Raw genomic sequence first — 17,706 nt, 5'->3', positions numbered from 1 at the left:
AAAGGACTAACTCCGCTTGAATATCGGCAATTAGTCCTTAGTTAGCAGCTAATATAAAGTGTCCTAATTTTAGGGTTTACATCATATGAGAATCTTTTATTTTAATATAAATTGATTTTAGAAAATCATATTGAAATCAATTTAATCATAAACTTTGCTTGTAAATTAGAGAAGAACACGTTTTGCTACACAAGGATAAAAATATGAGCTGATTGTTTGTAATACAACACCTTGTTCCGGTGTTGCAGCACTGACATACTGATTATTTCCAACATAAATGCCAACATGATAAGGCGCCTCTGTCGAACCCCAATATAATAAATCTCCGGGTTGTAATTGATTCATTGACACCGTTTGCCCAACCTTCACTTGATCAGTCGTTACACGAGGTAATTTCACACCACCAACTTGATTATAAACATATTGCACCAGACCAGAGCAATCATAGCTATCTGGTCCATTGCCACCCCAGACATAACTTTTGCCTAATTGACTTTCAGCTAAATTGACTACAGCCTGTGCACGTCTTGAAGTATCGCTTGAAGAATTATTAGAAACAGTTTTATTACCTAAATTAATTGGATTTACGGTAGTTTTATTACTCTTCTTTTTAATAACATTATTTAAACTAGGAACAACTACTTTTTGTTTTTGAACCTTTTGCTTTTTTGGTACTTTTAATGCCTTTTTAGGCTTTATTTTTTTATCTTTCTTTTTTGTGGCAACAGATTTTACTTGTTCACGAGCAGTTTTAGCATCAGATTTTTCTTCTAGATCTTCAGTATAGCGTGCTTCAATCCACTCACTGTCACCAATCATATACCATAGCTTACCTTTGCGGTCCACTGCAGTTTTAGCAACATTCCACTTACTTTTATTTTTAGCACGAAAACTTATTAGTTGTCCCCCCTCAAAATTAGTCCATATCTTGACATCTTTATTTGGTAAACAACTAATTTGAATCCTCTTGACTGGGACTTTTAATGTAGCAGCATCCACAGCTTTCTGCGGTGAAGCCACACCAATTCCGGTAAGAGTCAATGCCGCGGCAAGACCCATTTTCCAAAAATTACGCTTCATCAAATCAGCTCTCCTTCAATAGCTTAATGTGATCAAAAATTAGTATTCAATTTTATTTTAAACGCTTCAGATTTTTAATCAAGTTACACCAATCAATTAGCAATAAAAAAACACTTAGAAGATTTTCTAAGTGTTTTAAATTTCAAACTTATTCTTATTCAAGAACACGTTTTGCAACTGATGGATAGAAATATGAACTTAAATTTTCTTTTACAACCCCTTGAGCTGGAGTAGCAGCATGTACATATTGATTGTCACCAACATAGATACCTACATGATATGGAGCTGTTGATGAACCCCAAAATAGAAGGTCACCGGGCTTTAAGTTTTGCATTGAAACTTTCTTGCCCTGCTTAACTTGTGAGTAAGTTGTACGACTCAAGTTTACTCCAGTAGCTTTGCTGTAAACATATTGAGCTAAACCTGAACAATCAAAACCTTGAGGGCCGTTTCCGCCCCACGCGTATGATTTTCCAACTTCAGCGTTTGCCAAATCAACAACTTTTTCTGCCTCTTTTACACTTTTTTTCTTGATAGCTCTAGCTTGAACCTTTGCTATTTTAACTCCTGGCTTGACAGTATAACGAGCTTGAATCCATTGATTTTCACCAATCTGATACCAAGTATTTCCCTTTTTATCAATCGCAGTGCTTAAAATGCTCACTTTTTTACCGTGCTTAATTCTTTTACCAGTAAAAGTAGGATTTTCATAATTATCCCACACATTAATGCCATATCCAGGAACATAATTGATTTTTAACTTGTTTGTAGAAGCCTTAACATTAGTAGCAGCAGAACTCGTATTTACTGCATTTGCAATGCCAAATCCAGTAACGGTCAAAGCAGCAGCAGTAGTAAATTTAACTAAATTACTTTTAACTTTCAAAATCAAAATCCCCCCGTATTTGCATTAAATATTTTTAAATTAAGTTCTATTTCTACGTGACAAAATCAATTTTACTCGCATATTGTTACAATAAGGTTACAATAATAATACCGGTAAGTAAAAAAGCCCTTTCATCTTTATTTTGCCTGAAAGGGCAAACCTACTTTTTTAAAATTTTAAATCTAGAATCAGAGCTTAATTAATCTAGTATACGTTTAGCAGCTGAAGGATAGAAATATGCACTAAGTGATTGCTTTAAAACACCCTGACTTGGGGTAGCTGCATGAACAAATTGGTTATCTCCAACATAAATGCCAACATGATAAGGTTCAATAGAAGAACCCCAGAAAAGCAAATCACCTTTCTTTAACTTTTTTAATGAAACTTTTTTACCCTGTGCTACTTGAGAATAAGTGCTTCTTGGTAAAGTTTTATTTCCAGCTTTTTTATACACATATTGTACTAAACCGGAACAATCAAAAGAGTAAGGACCTGTGGCTCCGTATACATAGCCTTTACCTACCTGTTTTTTGGCTAATTTAGCTACAGCTGTTCGCTTTTTGGTTACACTACTGGCACTGACATCGTTTGCAGTGGCAGCACTAACTACCGTTACACTAGTTGCACTAGTGAAAAACAAAGCAATGAAAGTTATTAACTTAAATAATCTCTTTGAGTGTCTGTGTTTCAAAATTAAACTCTTTTCTAGTTCATATACAAAAATCGTTCGTAATTCCAACAAATGATAAGTAGAAATCATTCGCCATATTTCTTCGACATTTTCTATAATACTCATTTAATGTTACACATTTGTTTCAAACGAGCTACAAAACGTTAAGAATTTTATTTTGAAACGGATATTTTTTTACAAAAGTAATTTAATTAGTTCGGCGAGTTTCTAAGACTTGTAACAATGGTAAGGAGTTCTTTTTCAGTCTGCTGCCAGTTGTCATTAATTAATATGTGAGCATTTTTTTTCAAGTTATCAGGTAGCACATTTAGCTCGCTACCGCTTAGCCGTTCCTTAATTTTATACGGATCATCGCCTCTTTTAAGTAAACGCTCAGCAAGCATCTCTTTAGAGCTGGTAGTAATATATAAAAAATAAACTTGCTTATTGATTGCAGCCAAATATGAAGCAGCTCCCTTAATATCAACAATCAAGGATACTATATCATGGTCCAGCCAGGCTTTCTCTAATGCTTCTCTGCTCGAGCCATATTGATATGAGCCATATTTAACGTGCTCAAAAAAATGCAGTTTTTTAAAACTGTCGTTAGTTTCAAAATGATAAGAACTCTCGGGACTTTCTCCTGGTCTAATTGGCCTGGTAGTATGAGTCAAGACTCTGGGAATATCAAACTTATTTGCTAAGTATTCTGAAACAGTAGTTTTGCCTGCACCACTGGGGCCAGCAATTAAAATTAATTTTTGCAAAATCCAGGCTTCCTTTACTTGAAAACAATTCGCTTTTATAATAATATCTTTCTATTATAATGAAACATGGGTAAGAGAGGAAGTAAAACTTATTATGAAAAAAGCAGATGTGAAAGCAGATGACATTCTTAGCGCTAAATCTGAAGAAGAACTGACTAAACCTTTTTTAGGTAAAGTAGAAAAAATTTACGAAAATTCTGCCCTGCTAAAAATCATTGATTTTGATCCTGCTGACAGAACTGCAGTTAGTGATCTTAATCAAAAAATTGTAGTGAATTTTAAAAACTTGAAAAGCATTCCTAAAAAGAAGATCAAAGAAATTCAAGCATTGGCCAAAAGTGATGTTAAAGTAGAAAAAATTAAAAAAGCTGCCAAAGAAAAAGCAAATACTGACAAGAAAAAAGATTAATAGCTATTTTTTAATTAAGAAACAGTGAATAAAGATTCACTGCTCTTTTTTTTTGCTGCGTTTTTGCCTAAAATTAAACCATGAAAATATTTATAATATGGAGAAAAAAGTGAAAGAAAAAGCAAGAACTGTCTTATTTTGGTTCATTTTAATACAACCGTTTTTAGATTTATATTGGTTTTACCATGGTACTCTGGCCAATATTTTACCATTTACTTTGCCCACAATTATCCGTATTTTGGCTGTGGCTGTACTGGTTTGTCTTTACTTTAGCTCGAAAAATTCCTGGCAGAAACTATCACAGGAAAAATTGTTACTATTTTATATTGTTCTTTTAGCCATCTATTCAGCACTTCATTTAGTGCACGTGCAGCACTTTACCAGTGTCAGCCCCAACAATTACGGCTATACTGCGAGCGGGGAAATCTTTTATTTGATTAGAATGATACTGCCTTTAACAGTTCTTTATTTGACTAATGAATTAGACTTTGATCAAAAACAATTGCAACTTGTGATTGAGGGTATTTCAGGACTTTTTTCAGGCACTATAGTTCTTTCCAACCTTTTTGTCATATCCCTTAAATCATATGAAACGGGAACCATCAGCGCCAACATTTTTGAATGGTTCTTTAATCCTAATATTGGTTATTCCCATATGGCTTCTAAAGGTTTCTTCAACTTTACTAATATGATCTCGGCAGTCTTGTTTATGCTGCTGCCCCTTATGCTGTATTACCTTTTTACTTCATTTAGCTGGCATACGGTTTTGCTAAATGTTGTGCAGGCTCTGGCAATGATCGAGATTGGTACTAAAGTAGCAGCAATTGGCCTTATTTGCGGCATAATAATTGGTCTTATCCTGTTTGGTCTACATAAATATCTAATTAAAGATGTGAAAAAAGGCGGCAAGGCATTTTTAGTTGCAGTCTTGATCGAAGTAGGATCTCTCGTAATCCTGCCTTTTGGCCCGGCAATTCAACGTTACAATTATGAAATTTATTTAGCCAAACAATCTGACCACGACTTAACTGATGAAAAAAAGGAGCTGGCTGCGGGTCTGCAAAAGTATCCTAGTGGTGAAAAAAGAGCGGATTTTTTACGTTACTTCATTAAGAAAAATTATCAGGAATATGCTCTTAATCCTAAGTTTGTGTTCAAAAGTTATCCGTATCAGTATGATCCTGAATTTTGGCTCAAAATTATGAATGAACCGGGTCAAGCGCGAATGGAAAACCGCCATATTGAAAAGGCAATGCTTGATCAAGTAGTCAAAACCAATAACAACAAGCTAGACAAATTTTTGGGTATTTCGTATATTCGAGAAAACAACATCTTTAATTTAGAGCGTGATTTTACTGCTCAAATATATTCTTTAGGCTGGCTCGGAATGTTACTTTTTGTCGGACCATACTTGGCAGTACTAATTTATGGAGCATACAGGTGGCTAAGATATAAGACAGCACGTACTTATTTAGTCAGTTCTTTATTAGTTTCCAGCAGCTTCATCTTACTGGCCGCTTTTTCCTCTGGTAATGTAGTCGACTTCTTAACAGCGAGCTTTATTCTCGCTTTTGTCGAGGGAAATCTCCTGGTTCAAGTTCGTAAAAAGGAAGCAGTACAATACAAAATTGCAAATTTATCATAAGATTCAATTTTAATTAAGGGGCTCATGTCGCTATCGGACTCGGTCCCCTTTATTTTTACCTTTATTAACTTTTTTGACCATTAGAAAACCCCGAAATTTATCCAATTTCGGGGTTTAAACTAAGTTAGTTGCTTAAATTTTATTCTTTATTCATTGTATCTGCTAATTCTTTAAACCATAAAGCACTCCTTTTAACATAACGCTTCTGAGTTTTGAAATCTACATAAAATAGACCATAACGTTTGTTGTAGCCATTTGCCCAGGAAAATTGATCTTGCAAAGACCATACAAAGTAGCCTTGGACATTCACTCCTTCACTGCGAGCTTTTAAAAGGGCAGCGACATGTTGATCAATGAAATCAATTCTTGGAGTATCATCAATAATCTTATCTGGGCTAACAAATTTATCCTTATAACCTAAACCATTTTCAGTCACATAAATTGTCTTGCAGTTAGGATAATCATGACTGATACGTTTTAATGTGTCATAGAGACCCTGTGGGAAAATATTCCAGTCCCAATCAGTTGTCGGTACCCCTGGCTTTTTGACAGTTTCTCCTACTCCCTTAAACTTAAAGGAAGAAGTACCTTTGTCACCAGTACCGTTAAAGTGGTTTTCACTTTCGCCATGATACGCTTTAATAAACTGATTTTGATAATAATTTAAACCAAAAATATCATTTTGTGATGCAGCTTTAGCGAGAATATCCAAGTCACCGTCTTGAATATCCAAATGAGCATCATTTAACTGCAATATTTCATTAATTGATGCCATGGTATCGTCTGAGTAATAGCCTAAGAACGTCCCGTCAAGCAAAAATTTATTCAAAAACGCATCTTGCAATTTAGCTGCATGTTTATCTTCGGTGCTGGTTGATATTGGATATACTGGTTGAATAACATGAATTAGACCAATTCTACCTGGTAAACCCATCTCTTTATATAAATTAACCACTCTGGCATGTGCCACTAACTCGTTATGTTCAGCCTGAATTGCACTAGTAACGTCAAAATGATGGTTTGGTGGAAAAGTACCGGCAATGTACTGTGAATATGCTAAAGAAATTAGTTCATTAATTGTAAACCAATTTTTTACTTCTTTAAATTCATTAAAGCAAAACTTGGCATAGTCCACAAAGTAATCAATATTCTTGCGGTTTAACCAGTCACCATTATCAAATAAAGTTTTAGGACTATCAAAATGATGTAGGCTAACGTAAGGTTCAATACCATTATCAAGACATTCTTTGAACAATTTATGATAATATTCCACACCCTTTTGATTTACTTGACCGTAACCCTCAGGAAAGATTCTGGTCCAAGCAATTGAAACGCGCACAGCATTTAAACCATATTTTTTGGCAAGCCCAATATCTTCTGGATACCGGTTGTAAAAGTCGCTAGCAGGATCTGGTGAAAACCTACCCTGTTTTTTAAGGTAATCATCCCACATCGTTTTGCCTTTACCGTCAACTTTAGTGCTACCTTCAACTTGATAAGCGGCAGTGGCACCACCCCACACGAAATCATGAGGCAATTTTTGTACTCTATTTAATAAAGCCATTTTATTCTCCTTTATTCTGAAATATTAGCAATTATGAGATCTAGACACTTGTCAGCATGTTGTGTCATATCTATATATTGCTTACCAGTAGTCGTAATCATTTTAGCGTTATTCTTATCACATTCCTTTTTCAGTTCATCTTTCATTGCATTCATTTGCGGTGCCAAAATAACGATATCCATTCCTGAAAGCAAGTCATGGTGAGCACCAAATGAAGTGGCCGCTACTGCTAATGGAAGATCGTTTTCAGCAGCTAACTTGTTTAACGCTTTTGCTAAAATACCACTGGTACCACCACCAGCACAAAGAACCAAAACATTTAGGTTCTTGCCATCTTTTGTTTTTGCTAAAGGAATCTTGCTTGCGCTTGCAACATTATTTTCTGGTCCTGAACTACTTGAATTATCTGTTTCCGCATTATTAGCATTAGTTTCTGTTTGAGTTTCATTAGTCGCAGTACTTGCGCCAGCATTTTCTTTTACTGCTTCTTCGGCACATTTTTGGATGTCATAAGCTTTAAAGAACGGGTAGTACATTACAACATCTACAACTAAAAGCAAAATTGCCAAAATAATTGAACCAACTGAGAATCCAGTACCCATTATTAATCCAAGTGTTCCTGGCGTAGTCCAAGGAAGGTTATAGATAAAACCAGGCATATGGAAGAAATCAACAAATATCTTGAAAAGCCAGACGTTGGCAATTGGTGTCAAAATGAAGGGGATAAAGAAGACCGGATTCAAAATTAATGGCGCTCCAAATAAAATCGGTTCATTGACCCCGAATAGTACTGGAATTGAAGCAGCTCGACCAACCGCTTTTAATTCCTTGGACTTAGACATGAAAGCAAACATTAATGTAATAACTAAAGTAGCACCTGTACCACCCAAAGTAGCAACAAAGTATTGCGTACCTTGAGCTAAAATTCTGTTGGCGCCAGCAATATTACCAGCTTTCCAAGCCGACAAGTTTAATTCAACATTGCTTAAATAAATAGCAGTGACTGCCGGTTCAACAATTGATGGTCCCTGAATTCCGATGAACCAGAAGAAAGCCATCGCACCATATACTATTGCCAAGCCAAAATACCCGTCTGCTGCGGTAAATAAAGGTGATAAAACCTGAATGATCCAAGCAGCTAGATTGGTACCAGTCATAGCTCTAAAAGCTAACGAAAAAATCCAGAAGAAAAATGTACTTATTGCAAAAGGAATAATATTTTTAAAAGCTCCTGCAATATTTTGAGGTACTGCATCTGGTAATTTAATTGTGATGTTATGCTTAAAACATTGATAGTAGACGTTAGGCACTATAAATGCTACTAAGAAAGCACAAATTAAGCCTTTAGTACCAATCATTGCAACTGCAAAATACAGATTATTCATTTTATCAGTTAAAGTGTCAACAGCAACTAAGACAAAAGAAACCTGAGCAGTAAACTGCACACCTACTGTTGGAATCTGGTCTGTTTTGGGCAAGTCTAGATTAAATGAATCAGTTAAAGCCTTGGCAACCGATGAAGAAGCCATCAAGGCTAAAACGCCCATTGACATGTTGTAAAACATGTTTAAAGCATTAGCCACTTTAGTGGGCCAGGCAAAGTGCCAAATTAAAGGAACATTTGCTATTAATAAAAAGATACTTGAAAAGATAATGATTGGCATTAAAGCTATAAAGCCATCTCTTACCGCACGCAAATATTTATTGGCAGCGACTTTTTGAAAAAACGGCTGCGCTTTTTCTATTTGCCTAATTACAGCATTCATTTTTAAACCTCTTTCTTAATTACTTATTTTTTAGTTCATTCAATTCTTTTAAAGCGGAATTATACTTTTCATATAAATCGATAAAATACTTTGCTTCATCTCTAAGCAGCATTGTAGTCATTAATGTGTCTTGCCCGTGAGACATAATGAATGTAGTCTCCATTTCTTCACCACTGGCTTCTTTACTCATTAATTTTGTTTGTGCATTATGAGCATCATTTAGTGAACTATCTGCACTTTTGACCAATTCTCTGGCTTTATCGTAGTTGCCACCTCTAGCTTCATCTAAAGCATTGATTATTGCAGTCTTGGCGTCACCTGCATAAGCAACTATTTCAAAACCAGCCATTGAAATTTCTTCTTTGGTTACCATATTTTTACTCCTTTTCTTCTTGTCCTAATATTTGATGAATATGAATGATAAAATACACTCTTTCCGCATCAGAAGGATGAAAATCAAATTCACCGTCTAACGCCTGAAAGATTTCCTGAGTTATTTGATACGAACGTGGATAAGCTTTGATCATGTCACATTCAATCTTTTTATCAATAGATTCATTTTTTTCTGGTGGGCGCCAAAGCCTTTTAGCCAGATACTGCAGATGAATCAGAAACCGCCTGAAACTATCCCTATTTTTGCTGTTTTGATAAACATTATTGTTGTCTAATACATTGAGTACAACGTTAATTAATTTGGAAGTGTCAAAAATATATTTTGATTTGCCTTCATGCTTTGCAATGCCATTAGGAATCTTGCTATTGATAAAATGAAGGGCTATACTTTTAACCTCAGAATTTGGAAACTCAACGCCTAACTTGTTGTTAATAATTACAAGTGCTTCTTTTGCTATTTGATATTCTTCAGGATACTTTGCGCTTAAATCTGGGATCTCATTTTCTTGGTACCTTCCTGTTAAAAGCAATTTATAAGCTCCATTTATATGTTCACTTAATGTTAAATAAATCGAATCATAAACTTCGAAATGATAATTTATTCTTGCATTTTCAATAACTGCAAAAACTGCTGCAATTATGTCTGCCGGAATATTATGAAATAAATAATCAAACGATTCTTTATCTTTCTTATTATCTAAATAAAAAATCTTCTGAATTTTACTAGAATCAACATGTCTGTTTTTTCCTTGTTCAAATCCCACTCCCTTACCGAAAACAATTGCTTCTTGTCCTTTCCCAACATCAACTAAAATGCTGTTATTATTAAAAATTTTTTTAAGGCGCATATCTTTGTTCCTTTTTTACGAAAAAAAAAGAGACTACTAGCAATAGCCGATGAATAATATAAAATTCACCAGTTTTACTAGTAGTCTCGCCTAATTTGATAGTAACAATCTACTTAAATTTTCAATGTAAATAAAGCATAGCACACTTTTAAAATTATGCAAACGCTTTATTTAAATTAATTTTATTTCTCTTTGATAAATGATGAATCCGGAATCCTAATTAAATAGTAGCGCGTCGCGTTGTGTCCAGCATGCATTCCGATGCCATTCTGCCACACCTTTTTATAATCAGCCGTATAAATTGCAACATAAGCACGTTGATACTTACGATCCATTTTCTGTAGTTCTTTTTTATCATACGGAATTTTTGCGGCATTAAGATCTAAGGGACTTTTGCCATATGCAACAGTGGCAAAATCGCTGGATACTTTGATCTTCTTACCTGGTCTATAGTAGGTAAAAGTCTGAGTACTAATTCTTTTCTTTTTCGAATTAATCGTAACATAACTTGAATTGCCTTCCCCAGTGTTCATGACAATAGGCTCATAAGTAATATGCGACGTGATTTTACTTGTATCTTCAAGGTCAGGATTATCCAGCATAGTTTTGTTAAACAACCATACAATACCTACTATTAAAGCAACCACTTCGATAATATCGATTAAAAAATTTGGCCAGCTAAACTGCCTGTGCTTCTTGATAATCATAGTAATTCGGCGTTTACGAATATTTTGCACAACAAAAACTAAATAAAGAATAACAATTACCCATAACAAAACTCCAAGTAGATTCCAGCTAACCATAATGGACCTCCTGCTTCTTTTTCCATTATATTGTAAAAAGTATCTTTTGAATAGCTGAGCTTAAAAATAGTATTATTAACGCAACAATTAAAAAACTTTTACCTGTTAAAAATTGAGTATTTTTATTTAGTCTTTTTAGTAGTTTTCTTAGTTTTTGCAGTATTTTTAGTGGCAGGCTTTTTTTTGGCCGAAGCTGAAGGCTTTTGATATTCACGGATCTGCTTAATTTTTTCCTGCATTGCATCTGACAGTCTATCTACAATTTCTGCTTGATCTTGTTCAATCTCTTCTTCTGTTGCTATCTGATCAATTCTAAACCCTGATGCATTCAAATATTCTGATTGTGTCTCAAAATATATAGCAACAGGATAATCTTTACCATCTTCGAAGAAATTAGCAATCTTTTTGTAATTGCTATAAGGCAAATTAATGATATTGATTTCCAAAGCAAAGACAACAGGCCTCTGTCCGCTTATTTCAAGTGCAACATGGCTTAATGAACTATGTTTAAGTGCTGCTCTGGTTTCCTTAACTAATTTAGTCGCCAGCTCATGCATTCTAGCTTTTGACTTGCTAATGTCTGCATATTTAACAGTCTCTAAGTCTTCAATATAATCTTGTTTTTCTATTTTTGCAGTTAAATCTTTTAAGCTTATTTTCAAATTAAAAACCCTTATCTAAATTTATTAATTTTTATCAGTCTTTTATACGATACTCAAATTTTTGTTTAAAAACAATTTTTTTATTTCTTTTAAAAATATTTTTAAAAAAACACTTTTGCTAGTCAAAGTTAATTTAAAATATCTAAAAACCGTTTTTATTCATAGAAAACCACTATTAAAGCAGAATTTTTGCTAATATTAAATAACACTTTGCTCTATAAAATTTTAAAAAAGCGTTTTTATAAAATATTATTTAAAAAACTTGGCCTTATCTACTTTACAAGCGTTTTCACATAGAGTAAATTTAACATGTAACTAAAAATTTTTCACTAAATTTTTTAACTGAAAGGTAGACGAATATGTCAGATAAAGTTTACACAGATTATTTCTATAATTCCGAAGATTTTGATAAAAATCACGAAATGGGATACAAGGATCTTCACATTCCTGAAGGTGTTGAAGCTCAACCTTTAATTGTTCCACCAGTATTAGAGCCTGATAAACAAGAAAACAATGATGTTTGGTACACAATTGAGTCCCAAGAAGGTGACTTCCAATTTTTGCCAGGTAAAAAGACTCATACTTGGGGCTACAACTTCCCAGTTCTTGGTAAAACTATGGTTTTGACCAGAGGTCAACACGTTCACGTAACTTTGAAGAACAGCTTGCCAGAATTAACTACATACCACTGGCATGGTATGGAAGTTCAAGGTCCTGGTAACGATGGTGCTTGCCACTCACCAGTTTATCCAGGTGAAGAAAAGCATATTGACTTTACTATTAAACAACCAGCTGCCTTGACATGGCTTCACGCTCACCCATGTCCATCAACCGCTATGCAAGTATGGATGGGGCTAGCAATGGGTGTCGTTATTACTGATGCAAATGAAGCTAAGTTGCCAATTCCTAAGACTTACGGCAAGGACGAGTTCCCAATTATTTTACAAGACCGTATTTTCCATGAAGATAATCAATTTGACTACAAGGCAGACTACAATGCAATGGGTATCTTCGGTGATACTCCAATTATCAACGGTGTCGTTCGTCCATACGTTGATGTTACTACCCAAAAAGTTCGTTTAATCTTCTTAGGTGGTTCCAACCGTCGTGAATGGCGTCTGCACTTTAGCGATGATTTGGTAATGACTCAAATCGGTGGTGATGACTCATTCTTAGAGCATCCAGTTAAATTGACTAAGGTTTTAATTGGACCAGGTGAGCGTCAACAAGTAGTTGTCGACTTTGGTAACTATAAAGATGGCGATGTTGTCAATCTTTACACTGACGACTTCAAGTTGGTTGAATTTAGAATTCACAGCTATGAAAAAGATGACAGCGTAATTCCTGACACATTGTTCAAACCATACGATCCAGTCGTTAACCCTAACTCACCAGTTCCTCATGTTACTATGGATAACCACAACATGATTAACGGCAAGTTGTTCTCAATGGACAGAATTGACATGAAGCAGGAATTAATGAATGCTGAATACTGGGATGTAACTAACACTAACGATAAAGTTAACGGTATGTTGCACCCATTCCACATTCACGGTGCCCACTTCTTGGTTGTTTCTCGTGACGGTAAAGATCCTTATCCAAATGAAAGAGGCGTATACAAGGACACTATTGAAGTGGCTCCTCAAGAAACAGTTCGCTTGAAGGTTTACTTCCAAAACACAGGTGTCTTCATGTACCACTGCCACATTATTGAACACGAAGACGCTGGTATGATGGCTCAAATTCAAATAGTTGATCCAAAAGAACCAGACAAGAAATATCATTTGATGGACATGGAAACTTTGACTAAGGCATTTGCTGAAGAAAGAGGAGTACCTGAAGACGAAGTCTTCTGCCCAGGAATGGACGTTGAAGGTATGGCAGTTAAAGGTGAAGATCACAGTCTTGATGCTTTATCAAGCGCAACTCACCACTAATTACCGCTTTCAATAAAGAAAAAATAAAATTTAGCAAAATCGCTCAAATTAATGAGCGATTTTTTGCTTTTAATAATCATCCTATGTTTAAATAGCTTTATGAAAAAGAAAAGATTTTCCTTTAAAGCTATTTTGATATTACTATTGGGTGTTTTTTTTCTAGGCTTAGTCTTTACAATTTTTAATTCTACAGGTGTTAAAGACCGCTATGACTGGTTAACCTTAAAATCATCCCAGAAGTTAGATGTTCCTTTAGAAAATCAGTATCCAGATTTGCCCAACGGCTGCGAAGTGACTTCTCTTTCGATGCTTTTGCGCTATTATGGTGTTAAAGTTAATAAATTCGATCTCTCAGAGAATATTAAGCACGTTTGTTCATATACCGATGATGGCAAATATCGCGGCAATCCTCATGTTGGCTTCGTTGGCTATATGAGTCAGGCTAATGCTGGCTGGTGCGTTTATAATGAACCGCTAGAGCAAGTCGGACTAAAGTACACTAACCGTATTAAGAATTTCACGAATCATGATTTCATCCAAGTAATAAAATTGGTTTCTGATGGTCATCCAGTTCTAATTATTACTACCACCAATTTTAATCATGTTGGCGACATGCAAACGTGGCAAACAGCTCAAGGTGAAGTACACGTGACACCGTCTTCACACGCTTGTGTTATTACCGGCTTTGATAAAAAGTCACGAATCGTTTATGTTAATGATCCCTTTGGTCATAAAAACAAAGCAATACCTTGGAAAAACCTGGAAAAAAGTTATAATCAGCAAGGCAAACAAGCATTATATCTAAAATAAAAAAGAGCAGATTCAATTAAGAATCTGCTCTTTTTCAAATCGAGGCCCGTTAAAATTAACAGGTGACTACTTCTGTTCACATCAGGTTGGTCAACCACCAGCACTTCCCGTGCCTGCCACTTAAGGCGGGTGTCCTCACACAAATACGCATCTCGCGTTTTTGTCGACTCGCATTAATTATTATACTTATCTGAGTGACGTTTGTAAAATTTTTTTATTCTGAAGAAAATTTCCACACACATATTTGATAAGAGCATCCCTAAAGCAATTGACCCTGTGACAATTATTACTCTTAAAACTGCATCATTTGCACCCCTAAGGTTGCCGGATGTCAATTCACGCACAGCCTGATATGCTGGAACACCTGGCACTAAAGGTACAATCGCTGGGATATAAAAAACTGTAGCCGGGCATTTTTTCTTTCTAGCAAAAACTATTCCTAAAATACCAATAGCAAAAGAGCCAAGTAAATTGGATAATAACCGACCCATCGATGCTCTCATTGACAGCCAATAAATAATCCAGCTAATAATTCCACTCACACCGGCCAAATTAAGTACTCGTCTTGGGACATTGATTGTTAACGCAAAACAGGCCGAAGCCAAATAGGCAAAAGCAACATTAATTAGTATTTCTAACCAAAAAGGCATTTTTTAAGCTCCTAAAAATTTCAAGACAATACCAACTCCGCCGCCCAATGCAAATGCTGTAAGCAGAGCCTCACAAATTTTCACCATTCCTGAAAGAATGTCACCTTTAAATAAGTCTCGCAGTGCATTTGTCAAAGCCAGACCCGGAACTAAAGGCATCAGTGCACCAGTAAGAATATGGTCAATAATCATTTGCGGAAAAAGTCGAACTAAACCAGCTGCAATAACCGTCATAATCAGAGCTGCAACAAGTTCAGCTAAGAATTTAACATTGGTAAAACGTTTAAAATAATAAAATGAAAGAAACCCAATAGCTCCCACAATAGCCGCAGCAGGAAAATCAATCCAATCATAATTATTCATGAACAATACCATGAGCGTTGCACTTAAAATTGCGGCTCCAATCGTCTGCAGCCATATGGGAAAATTGGGATAATCACCCGTTGCCATCTTGGTAACTTCTTTTTTAACTTCTTGCAAAGTTATTTTTTTATCTGCAAAAGCACGGGACAAAGAATTGATACGGTCAACTAGTTCAAGGTTGATATTGCGCTCATGTACAAGTGTGCTCTGGCAATAGTTACCGTGATCTAAGCTCATAAAAACACCCGTTGGTACTACAAAAACACGTGGATCCGGTTCACCAGCACTTTTGGCAATGCGCACCATCGTATCTTCAACCCGATACATTTCGCTTCCGCCTTCAATCATTAATTCACCGACAGTTAAGCAGGTCTCAAGCAAATCTTGGTAAAATAATTCACCTGGTCTAGCATTCATTTTTCACCTCAAAGTTTATTCATAGTCTCAATATCAATAGTTTTATCAACCCAATTGCCTTGGAAAAAATCACGTTCATGGCTAACGATAATTACTCCTCCCGGAAATTTAACGATAGCCTGTCTTAAAGCGTCTTTAGAATCCCGGTCCAAATGATTGGTTGGCTCATCCAGAAATAATAAATTTGCAGGTTCAAATAATATTTTTGCGAGTTTGACTTTTTCCTGCTCACCGCCTGATAGCTTTTTCAAAGGACTCATTGCCTGTTGAGCAGTGACGCCCAATTTTGCCAAAGCCCCTCTTAATTCCTTGGGTTTTATGCGCTCAAAGTTTTCCTGCAAATATTGTAGAGGCGTCATGTTATTATTTGGCCAAGTTAATTCCTGTTTAAAGTAGGCAATTTTAGCAGTTTCAGACAATTTATAGGTACCAAAAATCGGATCAATTTGTCCCAGTAAGGTTTTTAAAAGCGTTGATTTCCCAATACCATTAAAACCGGTAATAGCAACTTTTTCATTACCTCCAACAGAAAAATTGAACGCTTCTTTGACTAACGCCTGATCATAGCCAATTACTAAATCCTGTGTCTGCAATAAAAGATTAGCTGCTGTAGCCACATAAGGAAATGCAAAGTGAGGTTTATGGTTATTTTTAGGTGGATTCAGTACATCCATTTTTGCAAGTTGCCGAGCACGTGATTTTGCACTTTTTGAACGGGTACCAGCCTTATTTTTGCGAATATAAGCTTCTGTTTTGGCAATTTTACGCTGCTGGTTAGCATAAGCCTTCATATACGTTTCCCGATTAGCTTCTTTTTGACGCATTGCCTGTTTTAAAGTACCTGTATAACGTGTAATTGTGCCGATATCTATATCAATGATACAATTGGCAATTCTGTCTAAAAAGTCATAATCATGGCTAACTACGATAAAAGCACCGGCAAAATTGTTCAAATAGTCAACCAGCCAATCGATATGAGAAACATCAAGATAGTTGGTCGGCTCATCTAGCAGCAACACATCTGGAGTCTGCAAAAGCAACTTAGCCAAAATAATTTTTGACCTTTGACCTCCTGACAATCGACTCACATCATGATCATACCCCAGCTCTGCCAGACCTAATCCCGATGCAACTCGCTCAATTTCGGTATCAATATTATAAAAATTATTTTCTTCCAGATAGGTTTGCATCTTACCTGCTTTTTCTAATATAGAGCTATCATCCTCAGCTGCATACTTTTCATATAAAGAGTTTAACTCTTTTTCCTTATCATAAAGTGATGCAAAAGCCGTACGTAAAAACTGGCGAATTGTCACCCCTGGTTTCAACTTGGCATACTGATCAAGGTAACCAATTGCAATTTTGTTTTGCCATTTAATTTGTCCATCATCAGGTAATATTTCACCAGTTAAAATTTTAATCAAGGTCGATTTGCCAACCCCATTTTGACCAGTCACACCCATATGATCTTCTTTGTTAAGTACAAAACTTGCATCTTGATATAAAGTTTTATCTTCAAAACCTTGTCCCAAATTTTTAACTGTTAGTATGCTCATTATGCATCTCCCTAAATATCATTATAAGTTGTACAAAATAAAGTAGAACTACCTTTAATCTTTTGGCCTGGTCTTGCTAATATCCACAACAAAAAAGTGGGCTACTTGCCCACCTTTTCATTTTTTTCTTGTTCATATTTCTGCAAGGAGTCCAATATTTTAGGCCAATAACGCTTAGGTAAAATCAACTGCAATTTATCGTTATAAATTGGAAAATCGCTTGCTTTCATGCCAGTAATTTTAGCTAAATCTTTATCAGATAAATGATGTTCACGTGCAATTCGTTTAATTTCAACGGAGGCATGACCGCGAAACCATGAAAGAGCAAAGAAAAATAAGGCAAATATGCTTGCTGCTAATACAGCAACGGGTAAATTCCAATGAAATGTGCGTAAGCAAATGAACGCTATCGCAATAAAAGCAATAAAGGCTGATATTGTACTATAAATAGCTATAAATACAGATTGCTTACGCATATTT

General features: G+C 35.5%; 18 protein-coding genes. 4 read left to right on the top strand and 14 right to left on the bottom strand.

From position 1 onward, the window contains the following. Positions 1 to 165: 165 nt before the first annotated feature. The 4 genes from LDM90_RS01885 to LDM90_RS01870 form a co-directional block, all read right to left on the bottom strand. Positions 166 to 1,080, bottom strand: coding sequence for a C40 family peptidase (locus LDM90_RS01885; RefSeq protein WP_109586731.1), 915 nt, complete (start codon positions 1,078 to 1,080; stop codon positions 166 to 168). Positions 1,081 to 1,234: 154 nt separating this feature from the next. Then, positions 1,235 to 1,966 carry a C40 family peptidase gene (locus LDM90_RS01880; RefSeq protein WP_223897535.1) on the bottom strand — a complete coding sequence of 244 codons (732 nt, stop codon included), beginning with the start codon at positions 1,964 to 1,966 and terminating at the stop codon, positions 1,235 to 1,237. Between the two features lie 199 nt (positions 1,967 to 2,165). Then, positions 2,166 to 2,762 carry a C40 family peptidase gene (locus tag LDM90_RS01875; RefSeq protein WP_223897538.1) on the bottom strand — a complete coding sequence of 199 codons (597 nt, stop codon included), beginning with the start codon at positions 2,760 to 2,762 and terminating at the stop codon, positions 2,166 to 2,168. Positions 2,763 to 2,848: 86 nt separating this feature from the next. Continuing rightward, on the bottom strand, positions 2,849 to 3,403 hold the full coding sequence (locus tag LDM90_RS01870) for a guanylate kinase (RefSeq protein ID WP_198212365.1): 555 nt from the start codon (positions 3,401 to 3,403) through the stop codon (positions 2,849 to 2,851). A gap of 94 nt (positions 3,404 to 3,497) precedes the next feature. Here LDM90_RS01870 and LDM90_RS01865 point away from each other — a divergent pair, with 94 nt between their 5' ends. Together LDM90_RS01865 and LDM90_RS01860 are read left to right on the top strand one after the other, a co-directional pair. Next, positions 3,498 to 3,812 carry a DUF2187 domain-containing protein gene (locus tag LDM90_RS01865; protein ID WP_198212367.1) on the top strand — a complete coding sequence of 105 codons (315 nt, stop codon included), beginning with the start codon at positions 3,498 to 3,500 and terminating at the stop codon, positions 3,810 to 3,812. 109 nt (positions 3,813 to 3,921) lie between these two features. Further along, positions 3,922 to 5,457 (top strand): O-antigen ligase family protein, encoded by a 1,536-nt coding sequence (locus LDM90_RS01860; protein ID WP_198212369.1) that lies wholly within the window; start codon positions 3,922 to 3,924, stop codon positions 5,455 to 5,457. 139 nt (positions 5,458 to 5,596) lie between these two features. On the opposite strand, the gene lacG is transcribed toward LDM90_RS01860, so the two are convergent. From lacG to LDM90_RS01830, 6 genes are all read right to left on the bottom strand, one after another. Further along, positions 5,597 to 7,021, bottom strand: coding sequence for a 6-phospho-beta-galactosidase (gene lacG, locus LDM90_RS01855; protein WP_198212371.1), 1,425 nt, complete (start codon positions 7,019 to 7,021; stop codon positions 5,597 to 5,599). Between the two features lie 11 nt (positions 7,022 to 7,032). Beyond that, positions 7,033 to 8,787, bottom strand: coding sequence for a PTS lactose transporter subunit IIBC (locus LDM90_RS01850; RefSeq protein WP_223897540.1), 1,755 nt, complete (start codon positions 8,785 to 8,787; stop codon positions 7,033 to 7,035). Between the two features lie 19 nt (positions 8,788 to 8,806). Continuing rightward, positions 8,807 to 9,160, bottom strand: coding sequence for a PTS lactose/cellobiose transporter subunit IIA (locus LDM90_RS01845; protein WP_198212376.1), 354 nt, complete (start codon positions 9,158 to 9,160; stop codon positions 8,807 to 8,809). A gap of 4 nt (positions 9,161 to 9,164) precedes the next feature. Next, complete coding sequence (locus LDM90_RS01840; protein ID WP_198212378.1) at positions 9,165 to 10,028, bottom strand: PRD domain-containing protein; 864 nt, start codon at positions 10,026 to 10,028, stop codon at positions 9,165 to 9,167. A 182-nt stretch (positions 10,029 to 10,210) separates the two neighbouring features. Beyond that, positions 10,211 to 10,831: an LVIS_2131 family protein gene (locus LDM90_RS01835; protein ID WP_198212380.1), complete on the bottom strand. Its 621-nt coding sequence runs from the start codon at positions 10,829 to 10,831 to the stop codon at positions 10,211 to 10,213. Between the two features lie 122 nt (positions 10,832 to 10,953). Continuing rightward, positions 10,954 to 11,493 carry a hypothetical protein gene (locus tag LDM90_RS01830; protein WP_223897542.1) on the bottom strand — a complete coding sequence of 180 codons (540 nt, stop codon included), beginning with the start codon at positions 11,491 to 11,493 and terminating at the stop codon, positions 10,954 to 10,956. 359 nt (positions 11,494 to 11,852) lie between these two features. On the opposite strand from LDM90_RS01830, the gene LDM90_RS01825 reads away from it, so the two are divergent. Continuing rightward, positions 11,853 to 13,430, top strand: coding sequence for a multicopper oxidase family protein (locus LDM90_RS01825; protein WP_034978094.1), 1,578 nt, complete (start codon positions 11,853 to 11,855; stop codon positions 13,428 to 13,430). Positions 13,431 to 13,529: 99 nt separating this feature from the next. Continuing rightward, positions 13,530 to 14,240 (top strand): C39 family peptidase, encoded by a 711-nt coding sequence (locus tag LDM90_RS01820; RefSeq protein ID WP_223897544.1) that lies wholly within the window; start codon positions 13,530 to 13,532, stop codon positions 14,238 to 14,240. A gap of 173 nt (positions 14,241 to 14,413) precedes the next feature. Here LDM90_RS01820 and LDM90_RS01815 read toward each other — a convergent pair whose 3' ends face one another. The 4 genes from LDM90_RS01815 to LDM90_RS01800 all read right to left on the bottom strand — a co-directional run bounded on the left by LDM90_RS01815 (position 14,414) and on the right by LDM90_RS01800 (position 17,702). Further along, positions 14,414 to 14,890 (bottom strand): threonine/serine exporter family protein, encoded by a 477-nt coding sequence (locus LDM90_RS01815; RefSeq protein WP_034978101.1) that lies wholly within the window; start codon positions 14,888 to 14,890, stop codon positions 14,414 to 14,416. Between the two features lie 3 nt (positions 14,891 to 14,893). Further along, positions 14,894 to 15,670, bottom strand: a complete 777-nt coding sequence (locus LDM90_RS01810; RefSeq protein ID WP_223897546.1) for a threonine/serine exporter family protein — start codon at positions 15,668 to 15,670, stop codon at positions 14,894 to 14,896. 8 nt (positions 15,671 to 15,678) lie between these two features. Further along, on the bottom strand, positions 15,679 to 17,226 hold the full coding sequence (locus LDM90_RS01805; protein ID WP_223897548.1) for an ABC-F family ATP-binding cassette domain-containing protein: 1,548 nt from the start codon (positions 17,224 to 17,226) through the stop codon (positions 15,679 to 15,681). A 101-nt stretch (positions 17,227 to 17,327) separates the two neighbouring features. Continuing rightward, entirely contained in the window at positions 17,328 to 17,702 is a 375-nt protein-coding gene (locus tag LDM90_RS01800) for a hypothetical protein (RefSeq protein WP_034978110.1), read from the bottom strand. Positions 17,703 to 17,706 lie beyond the last annotated feature (4 nt).

Source organism: Lactobacillus huangpiensis (assembly GCF_019972815.1).
Lineage (GTDB): Bacteria > Bacillota > Bacilli > Lactobacillales > Lactobacillaceae > Lactobacillus > Lactobacillus huangpiensis.
Note: the sequence above shows the minus strand (reverse complement) of the source record. Positions and strands in the feature narration are given on the sequence as shown.

Bases quoted from the DNA above. Each gene is read 5' to 3' on its own strand.
- LDM90_RS01825 (WP_034978094.1), top strand. From the start codon at position 11,853: ATGTCAGATAAAGTTTACACAGATTATTTCTATAATTCCGAAGATTTT.
- LDM90_RS01865 (WP_198212367.1), top strand. From the start codon at position 3,498: ATGAAAAAAGCAGATGTGAAAGCAGATGACATTCTTAGCGCTAAATCT.
- LDM90_RS01815 (WP_034978101.1), bottom strand. From the start codon at position 14,890: ATGCCTTTTTGGTTAGAAATACTAATTAATGTTGCTTTTGCCTATTTG.
- LDM90_RS01810 (WP_223897546.1), bottom strand. From the start codon at position 15,670: ATGAATGCTAGACCAGGTGAATTATTTTACCAAGATTTGCTTGAGACC.
- LDM90_RS01800 (WP_034978110.1), bottom strand. From the start codon at position 17,702: ATGCGTAAGCAATCTGTATTTATAGCTATTTATAGTACAATATCAGCC.
- LDM90_RS01885 (WP_109586731.1), bottom strand. From the start codon at position 1,080: ATGAAGCGTAATTTTTGGAAAATGGGTCTTGCCGCGGCATTGACTCTT.
- LDM90_RS01840 (WP_198212378.1), bottom strand. From the start codon at position 10,028: ATGCGCCTTAAAAAAATTTTTAATAATAACAGCATTTTAGTTGATGTT.
- LDM90_RS01820 (WP_223897544.1), top strand. From the start codon at position 13,530: ATGAAAAAGAAAAGATTTTCCTTTAAAGCTATTTTGATATTACTATTG.
- LDM90_RS01875 (WP_223897538.1), bottom strand. From the start codon at position 2,762: ATGAGTATTATAGAAAATGTCGAAGAAATATGGCGAATGATTTCTACT.
- LDM90_RS01805 (WP_223897548.1), bottom strand. From the start codon at position 17,226: ATGAGCATACTAACAGTTAAAAATTTGGGACAAGGTTTTGAAGATAAA.
- LDM90_RS01845 (WP_198212376.1), bottom strand. From the start codon at position 9,160: ATGGTAACCAAAGAAGAAATTTCAATGGCTGGTTTTGAAATAGTTGCT.
- LDM90_RS01835 (WP_198212380.1), bottom strand. From the start codon at position 10,831: ATGGTTAGCTGGAATCTACTTGGAGTTTTGTTATGGGTAATTGTTATT.
- lacG (WP_198212371.1), bottom strand. From the start codon at position 7,021: ATGGCTTTATTAAATAGAGTACAAAAATTGCCTCATGATTTCGTGTGG.
- LDM90_RS01850 (WP_223897540.1), bottom strand. From the start codon at position 8,787: ATGAATGCTGTAATTAGGCAAATAGAAAAAGCGCAGCCGTTTTTTCAA.